The sequence below is a fragment of the Salegentibacter tibetensis genome, assembly GCF_020164485.1.
In the GTDB taxonomy this organism is placed as follows: Bacteria; Bacteroidota; Bacteroidia; order Flavobacteriales; family Flavobacteriaceae; genus Salegentibacter; species Salegentibacter tibetensis.
On the sequence record NZ_JAIQZA010000037.1, the window covers coordinates 25,447 to 39,855 of the forward strand.

Annotated in this window: 15 protein-coding genes; 14 read left to right on the forward strand and 1 reads right to left on the reverse strand. The window is 39.1% G+C overall.

Translation table 11 applies throughout. The features are described from left to right. Nucleotides 1-291 precede the first annotated feature (291 nt). The 8 genes from LB467_RS15750 (at nucleotide 292) to LB467_RS15780 (ending at nucleotide 8,524) form a co-directional block, all read left to right on the forward strand. Nucleotides 292-540 carry a hypothetical protein gene (locus LB467_RS15750; RefSeq protein ID WP_224475014.1) on the forward strand — a complete coding sequence of 83 codons (249 nt, stop codon included), beginning with the start codon at nucleotides 292-294 and terminating at the stop codon, nucleotides 538-540. Between the two features lie 826 nt (nucleotides 541-1,366). Continuing rightward, a complete protein-coding gene (locus LB467_RS15755) occupies nucleotides 1,367-2,197 on the forward strand; it encodes a nuclear transport factor 2 family protein (RefSeq protein WP_224475015.1) in 831 nt (276 codons plus the stop codon). Nucleotides 2,198-2,743: 546 nt separating this feature from the next. Continuing rightward, complete coding sequence (locus LB467_RS19220; protein WP_262901635.1) at nucleotides 2,744-3,106, forward strand: AI-2E family transporter; 363 nt, start codon at nucleotides 2,744-2,746, stop codon at nucleotides 3,104-3,106. Then, nucleotides 3,096-3,857, forward strand: coding sequence for an AI-2E family transporter (locus tag LB467_RS15760; RefSeq protein WP_262901636.1), 762 nt, complete (start codon nucleotides 3,096-3,098; stop codon nucleotides 3,855-3,857). The genes LB467_RS19220 and LB467_RS15760 overlap by 11 nt, the downstream gene beginning before the upstream one ends. A 159-nt stretch (nucleotides 3,858-4,016) precedes the next feature. Beyond that, nucleotides 4,017-4,775: a glycoside hydrolase family 16 protein gene (locus tag LB467_RS15765; RefSeq protein ID WP_224475016.1), complete on the forward strand. Its 759-nt coding sequence runs from the start codon at nucleotides 4,017-4,019 to the stop codon at nucleotides 4,773-4,775. A gap of 229 nt (nucleotides 4,776-5,004) precedes the next feature. Next, the gene (locus LB467_RS15770; RefSeq protein ID WP_224475017.1) at nucleotides 5,005-6,363 is read left to right on the forward strand and encodes a 3-keto-disaccharide hydrolase; all 1,359 of its coding nucleotides are present in this window, start codon (nucleotides 5,005-5,007) and stop codon (nucleotides 6,361-6,363) included. Nucleotides 6,364-6,365: 2 nt separating this feature from the next. Beyond that, the gene (locus tag LB467_RS15775) at nucleotides 6,366-7,706 is read left to right on the forward strand and encodes a Gfo/Idh/MocA family oxidoreductase (RefSeq protein WP_224475018.1); all 1,341 of its coding nucleotides are present in this window, start codon (nucleotides 6,366-6,368) and stop codon (nucleotides 7,704-7,706) included. A 569-nt stretch (nucleotides 7,707-8,275) separates the two neighbouring features. Then, the gene (locus LB467_RS15780; RefSeq protein ID WP_224475019.1) at nucleotides 8,276-8,524 is read left to right on the forward strand and encodes a PID-CTERM protein-sorting domain-containing protein; all 249 of its coding nucleotides are present in this window, start codon (nucleotides 8,276-8,278) and stop codon (nucleotides 8,522-8,524) included. Here the strand turns inward: LB467_RS15780 and LB467_RS15785 are convergent, their stop codons facing one another. Then, a complete protein-coding gene (locus LB467_RS15785; RefSeq protein ID WP_224475020.1) occupies nucleotides 8,525-9,112 on the reverse strand; it encodes a riboflavin synthase in 588 nt (195 codons plus the stop codon). It lies immediately after the preceding gene. A gap of 147 nt (nucleotides 9,113-9,259) precedes the next feature. Here LB467_RS15785 and pdxA point away from each other — a divergent pair, with 147 nt between their 5' ends. From pdxA to accC, 6 genes are all read left to right on the forward strand, one after another. Then, complete coding sequence (pdxA, locus tag LB467_RS15790) at nucleotides 9,260-10,306, forward strand: 4-hydroxythreonine-4-phosphate dehydrogenase PdxA (protein ID WP_224475021.1); 1,047 nt, start codon at nucleotides 9,260-9,262, stop codon at nucleotides 10,304-10,306. Between the two features lie 96 nt (nucleotides 10,307-10,402). After that, nucleotides 10,403-10,942 (forward strand): YceD family protein, encoded by a 540-nt coding sequence (locus LB467_RS15795; RefSeq protein WP_224475022.1) that lies wholly within the window; start codon nucleotides 10,403-10,405, stop codon nucleotides 10,940-10,942. Between the two features lie 9 nt (nucleotides 10,943-10,951). Continuing rightward, nucleotides 10,952-11,149 (forward strand): 50S ribosomal protein L32, encoded by a 198-nt coding sequence (gene rpmF / locus LB467_RS15800; RefSeq protein ID WP_079720325.1) that lies wholly within the window; start codon nucleotides 10,952-10,954, stop codon nucleotides 11,147-11,149. A 179-nt stretch (nucleotides 11,150-11,328) separates the two neighbouring features. After that, on the forward strand, nucleotides 11,329-12,324 hold the full coding sequence (locus LB467_RS15805) for a beta-ketoacyl-ACP synthase III (RefSeq protein WP_224475023.1): 996 nt from the start codon (nucleotides 11,329-11,331) through the stop codon (nucleotides 12,322-12,324). Nucleotides 12,325-12,343: 19 nt separating this feature from the next. Continuing rightward, nucleotides 12,344-12,856, forward strand: a complete 513-nt coding sequence (gene accB / locus LB467_RS15810) for an acetyl-CoA carboxylase biotin carboxyl carrier protein (protein WP_224475024.1) — start codon at nucleotides 12,344-12,346, stop codon at nucleotides 12,854-12,856. 54 nt (nucleotides 12,857-12,910) lie between these two features. Beyond that, nucleotides 12,911-14,266, forward strand: a complete 1,356-nt coding sequence (gene accC / locus LB467_RS15815; protein WP_224475025.1) for an acetyl-CoA carboxylase biotin carboxylase subunit — start codon at nucleotides 12,911-12,913, stop codon at nucleotides 14,264-14,266. Nucleotides 14,267-14,409 lie beyond the last annotated feature (143 nt).

The following is a 14,409-nucleotide window of genomic DNA, read 5'->3' on the forward strand; positions in this document are numbered from 1 at the left end:
CACCTATAAAGGCCAAAAGAAATGCGTCTTTGTTATTATCGATGTTGTTATTAAAAGAGTTTTCAATGATTTCGTTTTTGTAAAGTATACCTGGCAGCTTATCGAATTACAAAAATTCACACCATTGGGTTTTCGATTAAAGATATTCTGGAAGAAGCACTTGAATCTTTATTTGGAAACGGAAATGCCCTGATAAATATTGGGAGTAATATTAATTTCGATAAAGATAAATCTACTATTAGCATAGATATAAAAAGCTCCTTGACCAAAAAAGGGGAAAACAAAAAACTTGTGGCACATACGGGACGTACGGTGTTTTTTATTAAGGACTTAAATAAATTACTTAATTCGGAAGACAACTCTTATGATCTTCCAAATAATTTTCTTCTGCAACTTTTAGGCATTTCTTTCTCTCATAGCAGGGCTCTTCTGGCCACAGAATTACAATCGACTGCTTATGCCGATAAATTTATATTACCGGTTGTTAATCCTGGTATCTTACTTCCCAAAAATCTTCAGCAGCCTAAAGCAGAAAAATAATTTTTCCCTTTTTAACAGGACTATATACTTATGTGATAGGGATGTGACTAACGCTAATAATTGCTTTGGAAGAGTCTATTAATCGGGAGGTTTACTATTTTACAGGATGTGATATAAGGCTATTTTTTCTTATTAAAATTATAATTAGGGATCTTTAGTCAAGCCAAAGTTTTTAATTTTTTGGGATCGTATTCCCTAAAAATCATAATATTTAGGGAATATAATCCCTGAATATAAATCAGGGGTGGTTGACATTTTTTAAATTTAAGCCATTCTGAGATTTGCTATCAAAGTGTCTTAGATGGAGAATTACATATAATCTTACTGCAACAATAATTCACTGGCTCCATCCAATATTGCGGTGTCAAGTTCCCGGGGTTTGATGCCATTTTTTAACTGTAATTATACCCAGTAGTTCCACCACTTTGCAATTTTCCAGTATTTATTCGTGATCATATGAAAGTGAACATTTCCTTTAAAAGCATAAGAGAATTGGTTTCCTAAAGTAAAAAATCTGGATTAGAGGGGTAAAATATTTACCCGGGTTCTGAAAGCTAGCCTGCGAATAATCTTTATTTTATCAGAAAAATCTACTTCTTTATCGATAAGTATCTGGTTCTCAGATTTTTTTAACAAAAAATATTTATATTTAATAGAATAGTTGATGAAAATGCAGCATTTTAAAAACTGACTTTAACCAATAATTAGGGATAATACTGTCGGCTTTTCGTAATCCCTGCATTTGAATTAGCTGAATTGCCATTTCGTATTTTTTTACATTGAAATAAACCGAGGAATATACAGAAACCAATTAAATTTTTCAGATATGAGACATTCAATACTCTTAGTTTTTATTTTATCCATAATTGCCTTACCGGTTAAATCCCAGACTAGCGGTGATACATCAGAAGAAGTGCGTATGGCTATCCAACAGAATTTTCAGCAAATGGTAGCAGCCATGGCTGCCGGTAATGCCCGGGAACTTTCTATGTATTTCACGGAAGATGCATTGTTAAAATTTCCCGGAGAAGAACCGGTTAAAGGACGTAAAGCCATTGAGGAGATCCATCAGCAGATTATAGATCAGGGATTCGGGATAAGACCAAATACACAGGAGGTCCAGGTAGCTGGAAATCTGGCCTTTGAAATTGGCACCTATGAAATGTTGGATAAACAGGGTGAAAAAATAGATCAGGGACATTACGCTACAGTTTGGGAAAAAGAAGATGATCAATGGAGGATATCCAGAGACATCATAAGCAGAACGAAAGAAACACCTTCCGAAATTGTAGTGACTGCAAAACCCGGAATAGCGAGAGATCATCTTTATGTAGAATTATGGAATCCGAAGCAGGCCTGGCTAGACCTAAGTACTGAGGAACGTCAGTCGTTCTTTTCCAAAGTGGGCGGAGAGATAGAAAAACTGACTGGTGCAGGAGTAGAAGTACTTGGATTCGCAGTGAATGATAAGGAAACTCCTAACCGCAGTGATCATAAATATATTGCCGTATGGAAAATGCCTTCAAAAGACCATGTGGAGATGCTGGAAAACAGTGTATCCCAGGCCGGCTGGTACGATTATTTTGAACAGGTTAACGCCCGGGGAGAGCTAATTTCCCCTCCTGCCGTCCTGGAAGACATGATAAAATTGAAATAGGGTGAAGCATTTCTTCTTCCTTTTATTCATTCTGTTTTTTTTTCCGTGGAATGCCCTTAGCCAAAATTCTAAGTTTTTTTGAATAAAATAAAGGCTGAAAGCCACGAGCTCACATCTTGTCCCGATGCAACCGGGATGGGTGGCATTTTTAAAATAAGGAGGCTGTCTGAAAAATTTTTTAAATCGTCATTCTGTCCCGAAAACCTTTTGGATCATTTCAGAATTTAAGATGTTGATAATCAAAACATGTTAGAATCCCGAAGTAAATTCGGGATAAAGTCTGAAACAAGTTAGCTTGACGAAATTAGACTTTTCAGACAGCCTCTTTTTCCTGGGTACAACATATGAGAACCTTTTTACCTAAAAGTTGCTGCCAATCATCAATTTAGATGCTGCAACCTACCTGCTATTATTGGTTAAATTGCATCGTGATTAATCCCTTTTGTTAGTTACCTCTGGCGAACAGTCATATTATATACGTCAAATTCGTATTTTGTGTTTTTAAGATTGTAAGGACCAACTAAACATTAAAAATCTTTATAAGATATGCGAATCCCCCTGTATATAAGATTTGTCTTTATTGCCCTGGCTATTATCATTATTTTTTATGCTCTTGTTGTTGCAAATTTTATTCTCGTGCCTTTGGCATTGGGCTTCCTTATAGCAATTCTTTTATTGCCCGTAAGCCGATTTCTTGAAAACCTGGGAATAGCGCGTCTACTGGCAGTAATTCTTTCGATCTTTTTTGTAATAATTATTTTGACTTTGGTGAGTTTTGGGATAGGAATCCTGATAAGAAACCTGGCACAGGATATTCCCCAGGTAGGTGAAAAGTTGCTGAAAGTGGGCAATGACCTGCAATCTTTTTTTAAGGAAAAGCTAAATTTGGAGCCCCCAATTGCAATCTGATTACATTAGGGACTCCTTAGGGAGTATCGTCCAAAAGGGTTCCGATTTCTTTACAGGCACCTTATCTGCGACGGCCAGTGTATTTACTTTTGGAGTGATTTTGCTCCTGTCTGTTTTTTTCTTTATTTATTACCGCAAATTTTTTAGGGAATTTCTTTATAAGCTCTTTCCTGAATCCCTGCACGAAAAACTTTCCAATCTGCTTTCAGAAACGAAAAATTCCGTTACCGGTTATATAAGTGGATTATTCTTAATGATGCTTACGGTGGGTACCTTAAACAGCCTTGGTCTTTGGATCTTAGGAATTGATTATGCACTTTTATGGGGAGTGCTTTCCGGCCTGCTAGCGGTAATTCCCTATATAGGAGCAGCCATAGGCGGTATTCTGCCAACGCTCTATGCCTTGATCGCTATGGACTCGCTACTGTATCCACTTGGGGTAATCGGGGTTTTTGGATTTGTGCAATTTCTGGAAGGAAACTTTATTACCCCCAATATTATGAGCAGGAGGGTGAGCTTAAATCCTTTTGCCGTCATTATAGCCATTTTTATTGGAGAAAGGATCTGGGGAATAGCAGGAATTATTCTGTTTATCCCTTACCTCGCCATTCTGAAAAATATTTTTGACGAATTTGAATCTACAAAACCTTTTGGGTTTCTACTGGGGAATCCATCTGAGACCAAAGAGGAAAAAAGCAGTAGTTTGTTTAAAAAACTCAAAAAGGCGACAGGATTTGATAAAGAGAAATAAATCTTTAAGATTGGTCGCTGGCATGTTCCTACTTCGAGATTTCCTCTGTTGTGGAACAATTCATTATTTTGCATTAAAAAATCGGGATTATTCAGGATTTTCATAAGACGGAAATTCCAGGGATCTGAAGAAAGCCAGCTTTAGTTTAAAAAAATAAATATGAGTAAAAAGAATATAATTTTTAGTCTGTGCCTTTTTTTGGGCCTACAGGTCTCTGCGCAGAATTTGATTTGGGAAGAAGACTTTGAAGGTAACTCCCTGAATATGGAAAACTGGAGCTATGAAACCGGTGACGGTTGCCCAGACCTTTGCGGTTGGGGAAACAACGAACGCCAGATTTATAGCAAAGATTACGTAGAGGTAAAAGACGGAAATTTGGTGCTTACCGCCGATAAAGTAGGCGATGCTTATTACAGCGGAAAAGTAAATACCAAGGATAAATTTGAGTTTCAATACGGAACTGTTGAGGTTCGGGCAAAACTACCCGATGGACATGGGCTTTGGCCGGCAATCTGGATGCTGGGGAACAATATAAATGAGGTAGGCTGGCCGGCTTCAGGTGAAATTGATATTATGGAGTTTGTAGGCAGACAGCCAGATACCATCCATAACGCCCTGCACACGCCAGCGAGTCACGGCGATACCGAAAATATTAAAACCACGCCGGTAAAAAATGTAACTTCAGATTTTCACGTTTTTAAAATGAACTGGACTGAGGATGCAATCACTTTTTATATTGATGGAGAAAAGACTTATGCTTTTTCCCCATCCGAAAAAAATGAGGAAACTTATCCTTACAATCACCCGTTCTATTTCTTATTAAACCTTGCCGTAGGTGGCAATTTTGGCGGTCCGGATGTGGATGATTCTATTTTTCCGAAGCAATTTTTAATAGATTATGTAAAGGTTTATAAATAAAATTTTTTGCAGTTTAAATTTAAAAGGCCAGCATACCAAAAGCGTATGCTGGCCTTTTATTTTCTGCTTTGTTTTTGATGAATTGGCCGGGGATAAATAATTTATGTATATTTTACAGATATTTCTAAGTTGTAACCTACAAAAACCCATGTTGGGCATTTAACAAAAAAGGTCCATTCCTAACCGGAATAAATCATTAATAACAAATGGCCTTGTAAAATTTATATAGATGAAAAATTGCTTCGTTTTGCTAGCCTCAGTTCTTTTATTCATTAGTTGCGCGGAATCACAGAAAGATGATACCCCCTGGAAAAAATTATTTGACGAAGAAAGCCTGGACGGATGGTCTACAAAAGGTGGTGAAGCCCCATACCGGGTGGAAAATTCAGCAATAATTGGTGCTACAGTGTATAATACTCCAAATACCTTTCTTATTACCGACGAAGATTACGAAGATTTTATCCTGGAACTGGATTTTAAAGTCCACCCAAGTATGAATTCCGGAATTCAATTTAGGAGCAATAGTTTTGATGGCTATATGGATGGCCGGGTACATGGGTATCAGGCAGAGATAGATCCTTCAGAACGTGCCTGGAGTGGCGGTATTTATGATGAAGCACGCCGGGGTTGGTTAGTTGATTTAGACGAAAACCCTGAAGCACAGGGAGCTTTTAAACAAAATGAATGGAACAGTTACCGCATTGAAGCCATTGGCGATACCATTAAAACCTGGATAAACGGAGTTCCTGCGGCCCACTTAATAGATGATAAAACAGCTAAGGGTTTTATCGCCCTACAGGTTCACAGTATTGGTGAAGATGCTGAAGAAGGCACGGAGGTGATGTGGAAGAACATAAGAATTCTTACCGAAGATTTGGATAAATACAGCACTGAATCTCCCCTGGAACCTGTACAAACCAAAAATAAATTAACGGCAGCTGAAGAAAATAACGGCTGGGAATTGCTTTGGGACGGTGAAACCACCGAAGGTTGGCGTGGTGCACGTTTAGATGAATTCCCTGAAGAGGGATGGAAGATAGAGGATGGAGTACTTACAGTTCTGGCCAGCGGGGGTGGCGAATCTGAAGCCGGCGGTGATATCGTGACCAAAGAACTATACGGTGATTTTGAGTTAAAAGTTGATTTTAAGATTACCGAAGGTGCTAACTCTGGTATCAAATATTTTGTGGATACCGACCTAAATAAAGGTCCCGGCTCTTCAATAGGTTTAGAATATCAAATTCTGGACGATGAACGCCATCCTGATGCCAAATTGGGCAACCACGAGGGAAGCCGAACAATGGCTTCTTTATATGATTTAATCCGGGCCGACCCGGATAAACCGGTGAATCCCGTGGGAGAGTGGAACACCGCCCGTATTGTTTCTAAGGGCAATAAAGTAGAGCACTGGTTAAATGGAGAGAAAGTGCTGGAATATGAGCGAAAAAATGAAGAATATCGCGAACTGGTTGCTGAAAGTAAGTATGTAGACTGGCCAAACTTTGGGGAAGCAGAAGAAGGCCATATCCTGCTTCAGGATCATGGGAACGAAGTAAGTTTTAAAAACATCAAGATCAAATCGGAATAAATATGAATTCAAGAAGGGATTTTATAAAAAAAACAGCTTTGGGTGGGACCGCCCTTGCTGTAGGAAGTTCAGCAATGGCAATGAGCGCAAAAAGCTACCGTAAGATTATAGGTTCTAACGACAGGGTTAATGTAGCGATAGCCGGTTTGGGAAGAAGGCTGGGGGCTTATTTCGATCCTATTGCACGCAAGGATTCCAATGTGGAATTGTTGTATTTATGCGATGTAATGGAAAGTCAGCGTGTAAATGCACTGGAGCGTTTTTCTGAACACATAGATTACAAACCAAAACTGGAAAACGATATTCGTAAGGTTTTTGAAGATAAAAAAGTAGATGCTATCATAAATGCCACTCCAGATCATTGGCACACCCCGGGCTCTATTTTGGCAATGAAAGCGGGAAAGCACGTGTATGTTGAAAAACCTTCCAGCCACAATATGTTTGAAAATGAACTGCTGGTAGAAGCCACTAAAAAATATGGGAAAGTGGTTCAAATGGGTAATCAGCAGCGCTCATCTAACCATACTATTGAGATTATAAAAGACATCCACGACGGGGCCATCGGGGATGTTTATAAAGCAGTGGCATTTTATACTAATGGCCGGGGAGAAGTTCCGCTTCAGAAAAAAGCCGCGGTACCGCAAGGATTGGACTGGGAATTATGGCAGGGTCCTGCACCAAGAAGGGAGTATACCGAAGAAACCTGGGATTATAACTGGCACTGGTACGGTTGGAATTACGGTACTGCCGAAGCCGGAAATAACGGAACCCACGAAATGGATGTGGCCCGATGGGCGTTGCAGGTGGGGCTTCCGTTACGTACCGATGTACAATCAGCGAAACGACATTTTAAAGAAGACGGTTGGGAAATGTACGATACCATGGAAGCCACTTTTAAGTTTGCGGATAATAAAGTTATTCAGTGGGATAGTAGAAGCCGAAATGCCTTCGATACCTATGGTGGCGGTCGCGGAACCATAATTTATGGCACTGAAGGTGGTGTATTTGTAGACCGTGAGAAATATGTGCTTACCAATAGAATTGGAGAAGTGGTGAAGGAATATAATTCTGAATCTGAAGAAGCCGGAACAGCACTGGGTGGTGGTGGCGATATGTCTTCAGAGCACCTGATTAACTTCTTTGACGGGATACGTGGCACAGCAAAACTGAATGCCCCTATAGATGATGCGAACATCAGTATGGCGATGGTGCACTATACTAATATTGCTTCCCAAATTGGGAGGGGTTTTGATGTAGACGAAAAAACCGGAAGAATCTTTGATAGAGATGCGATGAAACTTTGGAGTCGCGAATATGCTCCGGGATGGAAACCTGAAATTTAATCTTTCACGAAATATCTTTTCAATAAACCCAGTAATTTAAATTTAACCCAAAATACAAATACTGGTTTATTGAGTTATCCTTACTGGATATTTGTTGAATATTACGCGCCAATTATAGAAACTATAGGTATTCTAATAGCCATTCTATTAATTATATTAGAAATAATCAGCTGGAAATTCTTTTTGCTTTTTACCTTGTTAGTCTATCTATATGCAGTAATGTTTTCTATGATTGCACTTTAAGCTGAAGAAGCTACTTTTCAGCGTTACGAGACGCTCAAAGATTTACGCAAGTTAACAAACGTGGCACTTTTGGTACCTTTAATTTTTCCTCCGCTTACGGTATATGCAGCTATAAAGGGGAGTTGGAGAAAATAAGGGGAAACAAAGACTGGGGTGAAATGACCCGCACCGGTTTTGATTAAAGACCAGGATGAGTACAGAAAACCAGATTTAATTAATAGTATTTGTTAAAGTATAGCAAATTTGTATTATTTTTATACTGTGTTGCCCCCACACAAAAACCAACGTACTGACTTTTACGTTAATATAACCCAAGACAAAGTTTTTTGGCGAATAATATTATTGTGGTACATTACGCACGAATTATGAGGGTTGATGTGAAAATCTTATGCATTATTGTGGTTATGCTTTTATCTGCAGATATGGCAGCACAGAGCCATAATCTCCCTGAACCTCAAATGGATTCCAAGCAGATGGTGCCTCCACCTCCCGGGCTTCCCATTGACTTTGGGATTTCAGCACTTATTGCTGCCGGTTTAGGTTTGGGAATTCATCATCTTAGGAACAGGAAATAATTATTTCAATTCCTGAATACGCTTCACGTATTTCCCAATTACATCAAATTCAAGGTTTACCATATCCCCTTCCGTAAGGTTTTTAAAGGTAGTATGCTCGTAAGTATAGGGAATTATAGCCACGCTAAATTCATTTTTCCTGGAATTTACCACGGTAAGGCTAACCCCATTTATCGTTATAGACCCTTTTTCAATGGTAATATTTTGCAAAGTTGGGTCGTATTCAAAAGAGAATTCCCAGCTGCCGTCTTTCTCCTGTACTTTTTTGCAAAGCGCGGTTTGATCTACGTGCCCCTGTACAATATGCCCGTCCAGGCGGTCACCTAATTTCATTCCGCGTTCCAGGTTTACCGGGGCGCCTTTTTTCAGACTGTTTAAATTTGTTTTATTTAATGTTTCAGCAACAGCGGTAACGGTATATTCATTTTCAGCAATAGAAACCACGGTTAAACAAACCCCGTTGTGGGCTACACTTTGGTCAATTTTTAATTCGGGTGTCATCACCGCTTTTATGCTGAAATGCATATTTCCACCTTCAGTCTCAATGCGGCTTACTTCTCCTACTTCTTCAATAATTCCGGTAAACATATCTTTGGATTATTCTTACATTTGTGATGTAAAAATAGAAATAAACACGGGAAGTTTGAGGGAATCGCCCAGAACAAATCTAAAATTCGTTACGGATTTGAACTGGTAAAATCCATATCAGGAATAAATCCCGATAATTATAAGCAGATGAAGCACGCAGAAAAGGTGAAGTTAGGAATAAGCATAGGAGATTTAAATGGAATTGGAAGTGAGATAATGCTTAAAACCTTTGATGATTCCCGGATGCTGGATTTTTGTACACCGGTGATCTTTGCTTCTACCAAAGTACTCACATTTTTAAAAAAGCATTTTAACCTTTCTTTGAATTACCAGGGAATAGACGATGCGTCTAAAGCGATAGACGGAAAAATTAACGTGGTGAATGTTTGGAAAGAAGGAGTGAATATTAAATTTGGGGAAGAAGATCCTCAAATTGGAGAATACGCTTTTAAATCTCTACAAGCCGCAACCAAAGCGCTAAAAGAAGATGAAATAGATGTGCTGGTTACAGCGCCTATCAACAAACACAGTATACAGTCGGCTGAATTTAATTTTCCCGGGCATACCGATTACCTGGCAAAAGAACTGGAAGGGGAAAGCCTTATGTTTATGATCACCGATACCTTAAAGATCGGTTTACTTACAGATCACGTAGCACTTAAAGATATTGCCAATACGATTACGCCGGAATTAATTGAAAAAAAACTGGAGATTATTCAACAAACCTTAAGACAGGATTTTAGGGTGCAGAAGCCTAAGATCGCGGTTTTGGGAATAAATCCGCATAGTGGCGATAATGGGGTTATTGGAAAAGAAGATGAAGAGATTTTAAAACCAACGGTTCAGAAATTACGCGATAAAGGCGATCTCGTTTTCGGCCCGTTTTCGGCCGATAGTTTTTTCGGTTCAAAAAATTATGTGAATTTTGATGCGGTGGTAGCTTCCTATCATGACCAGGGATTAATTCCTTTTAAAACCCTTTCTTTTGGAAATGGGGTGAATTTCACCGCCGGGTTAAGTAAAGTGAGAACATCTCCGGACCATGGTACCGCTTTTGAGATTGCGGGAACGAATTCAGCTAATATCAATTCTTTTAAAGAAGCGGTTTTTCGCGCTATAGAAATTTACAAATGCCGCGAAGAATATAAAGAACTGACCAAAAATCCTTTAAAGAAACAGGGTAAAAAGTTATAAACAAATATTTGTTTATAACAGCGCTCTAATTTATTAATTTTTATATATTTGCACCCGCCTAAGCCTAAGCGGCCCGGGCAAGAAATTGACGATGAGATGAGGAATTTAGCAGCGTATACAATCCCTTTTGTGGGGTTAAAGCTGGGAAAACACCAGTTTGAATACGAGATTAATAAGGAGTTCTTTGAGCATTTTGAGTACGACGATTTAAACACCGCCGATGTAAAAATAGATTTATTGTTGGATAAGAAGACAACAATGATGGAACTTACTTTTAAAGCATCAGGTTCTGTAAACGTAAATTGTGATATTACCAACGAGCCATACGATCAACCTTTAGAAGGAAGTTTGTTTTTGGTTGTAAAGTTTGGTGAAGAGTTTAATGATGAAAATGAAGAATTACTTATTCTGCCTCACGGGGAGTTTGAAGTAAATGTTCAGCAATATATTTACGAGCTTATTGTTTTGTCTATACCGTTAAAAAGGGTTCATCCCGGGGTAGAAGACGGCACTTTAGAATCTGAAGTACTTGATAAACTTGAAGAATTAAGTATTAATAATAACGAGAATAAAACTGATGAGGATGAAATAGATCCTCGCTGGGATAAATTAAAAAACTTATTAAACGATAAATAACAGCAAGCCATGGCACATCCAAAGAGAAAAATCTCGAAAACCAGAAGAGATAAAAGAAGGACACATTATAAAGCTTCGGTACCTAAAATAGCTACAGATCCTACAACAGGAGAGGCGCATTTGTACCACAGAGCACACTGGCACGAAGGTAAACTATACTACCGCGGCCAGATATTAATTGACAATACTGAAGAAATAGAAGCTTAATAACACATAGAGCTTTAACTTTTTATAAAAACTCTCACCCACGTGGGAGTTTTTTGTTTTAAGTTGAATAAGTGCTAAAAAGGCCTTAATTTGCACCCCCGTTCAAAGAAAAATTATTACTTTTCTTTAAATGTTTTTACGTTTTTTTTAGGCGTAAAAGGGGTTTAAAAGTGAAATCTATGAATAAAATCACAGCTGCTATAACCGCTGTGGGTGCCTACGTGCCCGAAGATGTGTTGACCAACAAAATGTTGGAGGAGATGGTGGAGACCAATGACGAATGGATCTTCAGCAGAACCGGAATAAGAGAACGCCGAATACTTAAAGACCCTAATAAAGGAACATCATATTTAGGAATAGAAGCAGCTAAAGATTTAATAAAAAAATCTAATCTCGATCCAAAGGAGATTGATTTGGTTATTCTTGCTTCTGTCACTCCAGATTTGCCCGTAGCCGCTACAGGTGTTCATGTTGCCACCCAGATTGGTGCTACCAATGCTTTTGCATACGACCTGCAGGCTGCCTGTTCAGGATTTTTATATGCGATGTCTACAGCTTCAGCCTATATAGAATCAGGCCGTTATAAAAAAGTAATGGTTATTGGAGCCGATAAAATGTCTTCTATAATTGATTATACCGATAGAACAACTTGTATTATCTTTGGAGATGGTGCAGGGGCTGTTCTTATGGAACCTAATGAAGAAGGCTTGGGCTTACAGGATGAGATTCTTAGAAGTGATTCTATTGGTCGCGATTCACTTAGTGTAGAAGCCGGGGGTTCGCTTATGCCGCCTACAGAAATAACCGTTGCCCAGAAATTGCATTATGTAAGACAGGACGGTAAAACGGTTTTTAAATATGCAGTTTCGAATATGGCCGGTATTAGCGAAGAAATTATGAAGCGCAATCAATTAACCAATGAAGATGTAGACTGGCTGGTTGCGCACCAGGCAAATAAACGAATTGTGGGTGCCACGGCAAACCGCATGGGACTTGAAGATAAAAAAGTGCTTATGAATATTGAGCGCTATGGAAATACAACATCGGCTACTTTGCCATTATTGCTTAGCGATTACGAAAAGCAGTTTAAAAAAGGAGATAATTTAGTTTTTGCTTCATTTGGAGGCGGTTTCACCTGGGGAGCTACCTACTTAAAATGGGCATATAATTCTTAAAAACCAACACCCTAATATTATGGATTTAAAAGAAATTCAGAATTTAATTAAGTTTGTGGCCAAGTCTGGTGCCAGCGAGGTAAAGCTGGAGACTGGCGATGTTAAAATCACTATTAAAACAGGCTCAGACGAGAAAGAGACTATTGTTCAACAAGTGCCTATGGGCGGTCAAATGCAGCAAATGCCCGCACAACCGCAGCCTCAGCAACAACAACAGGCTCCGGCTCCTGCTCAGGAAAGTCAGCCTCAAAACAAAGAGGAACAAAAAGCACCTGCAGAAGACGATTCAAAATATATTACGGTAAAATCTCCCATAATCGGAACGTTCTATCGTAAACCTTCTCCAGATAAACCAACTTTTGTAGAAATTGGAGATTCAATAAAAGAAGGCGATGTACTTTGTGTTATTGAAGCCATGAAACTTTTCAATGAAATTGAAAGTGAAGTTTCAGGAAAAATAGTAAAAGTACTGGTAGACGATTCTTCTCCTGTAGAGTTCGATCAGCCTTTATTTTTAGTAGATCCATCATAAGTTACTACTCATTTAGCTTAAGTAACTTTTTCCAGGGTCAAAAACACAATAGGTATGTTTAAAAAAATATTGATTGCAAACAGGGGCGAAATTGCATTGCGCATTATTCGTACTTGTAAAGAAATGGGAATTAGCACCGTCGCGGTTTATTCTACCGCAGATGCTGAAAGCCTTCACGTAAGGTTTGCCGACGAGGCCGTTTGTATTGGTCCTCCGCCCAGTAATTTATCTTATCTAAAAATCTCAAATATTATCGCTGCCGCGGAAATCACCAATGCAGACGCAATTCATCCCGGCTACGGTTTTCTTTCTGAAAATGCTAAATTTTCAAAGATTTGCGAAGAGCACGAGATAAAGTTTATCGGTGCCTCACCTGACATGATTTCGAAAATGGGGGATAAAGCTACTGCAAAAGCTACTATGAGAGCTGCAGGAGTTCCTTGTGTTCCGGGATCAGAGGGAATAATTAAAGATTTCAAAGAATGCCAGAAACTTGCTAAAGAAATAGGTTATCCGGTAATGCTTAAGGCTACAGCCGGTGGTGGTGGTAAGGGTATGCGTGCCGTTTGGAAAGAAGAAAATCTTGAGGATGCCTGGGATTCTGCACGCCAGGAAGCAGGCGCTTCTTTTGGAAACGACGGGATGTATATGGAAAAGCTTATCGAAGAGCCACGCCATATTGAAATCCAGATTGTGGGAGATAGCACGGGTAAGGCCTGTCATCTTTCAGAAAGGGATTGCTCTGTACAACGTCGTCACCAGAAATTAACCGAAGAAACCCCTTCACCATTTATGACCGATAGTCTTCGGAAGAAAATGGGTGAAGCTGCTGTAAAAGCCGCAGAATATATTAAATACGAAGGTGCCGGTACCGTAGAATTTTTGGTAGACAAACACCGAAACTTCTATTTTATGGAGATGAATACCCGAATTCAGGTAGAGCATCCCATTACTGAGCAGGTTATAGATTACGATCTTATCAGGGAGCAAATTATGGTAGCTGCAGGAGTGCCAATTTCCGGAAAGAATTATTTCCCGCAATTACACTCCATAGAATGCCGAATTAACGCCGAAGATCCTTTTAACGGATTTAGGCCTTCCCCGGGTAAAATTACCAATTTACACGCGCCTGGCGGACACGGTGTACGAATAGATACGCACGTTTATAGCGGATACACTATTCCGCCAAACTACGATTCCATGATCGCCAAATTGATCACTACTGCCCAATCAAGGGAAGAAGCGATCAATAAAATGAAACGCGCGTTGGACGAGTTTGTAATAGAAGGTATAAAAACAACTATTCCATTCCATAGACAGCTAATGGATCACCCCGATTATATTGAAGGGAACTATACCACTAAGTTTATGGAAGATTTTAAAATGAAACCACTCGAAAAAGAGGATTAAGTTTTTTATTGTCATTCTGAGACCTGCGGTAAAAAAATTACCTAGCGTAGGATTTTGACGTAATTTTAATGGTAAATATAATGAACCACGAGTTAACCGATATAAGTATAGTGTTTCATACCTGTTGCTGAGTATGGTTTTGG

Bases quoted from the DNA above. Each gene is read 5' to 3' on its own strand.
- LB467_RS15755 (WP_224475015.1), top strand. From the start codon at position 1,367: ATGAGACATTCAATACTCTTAGTTTTTATTTTATCCATAATTGCCTTA.
- LB467_RS19220 (WP_262901635.1), top strand. From the start codon at position 2,744: ATGCGAATCCCCCTGTATATAAGATTTGTCTTTATTGCCCTGGCTATT.
- LB467_RS15765 (WP_224475016.1), top strand. From the start codon at position 4,017: ATGAGTAAAAAGAATATAATTTTTAGTCTGTGCCTTTTTTTGGGCCTA.
- LB467_RS15770 (WP_224475017.1), top strand. From the start codon at position 5,005: ATGAAAAATTGCTTCGTTTTGCTAGCCTCAGTTCTTTTATTCATTAGT.
- LB467_RS15775 (WP_224475018.1), top strand. From the start codon at position 6,366: ATGAATTCAAGAAGGGATTTTATAAAAAAAACAGCTTTGGGTGGGACC.
- LB467_RS15785 (WP_224475020.1), bottom strand. From the start codon at position 9,112: ATGTTTACCGGAATTATTGAAGAAGTAGGAGAAGTAAGCCGCATTGAG.
- pdxA (WP_224475021.1), top strand. From the start codon at position 9,260: ATGAAGCACGCAGAAAAGGTGAAGTTAGGAATAAGCATAGGAGATTTA.
- LB467_RS15795 (WP_224475022.1), top strand. From the start codon at position 10,403: ATGAGGAATTTAGCAGCGTATACAATCCCTTTTGTGGGGTTAAAGCTG.
- rpmF (WP_079720325.1), top strand. From the start codon at position 10,952: ATGGCACATCCAAAGAGAAAAATCTCGAAAACCAGAAGAGATAAAAGA.
- LB467_RS15805 (WP_224475023.1), top strand. From the start codon at position 11,329: ATGAATAAAATCACAGCTGCTATAACCGCTGTGGGTGCCTACGTGCCC.
- accB (WP_224475024.1), top strand. From the start codon at position 12,344: ATGGATTTAAAAGAAATTCAGAATTTAATTAAGTTTGTGGCCAAGTCT.
- accC (WP_224475025.1), top strand. From the start codon at position 12,911: ATGTTTAAAAAAATATTGATTGCAAACAGGGGCGAAATTGCATTGCGC.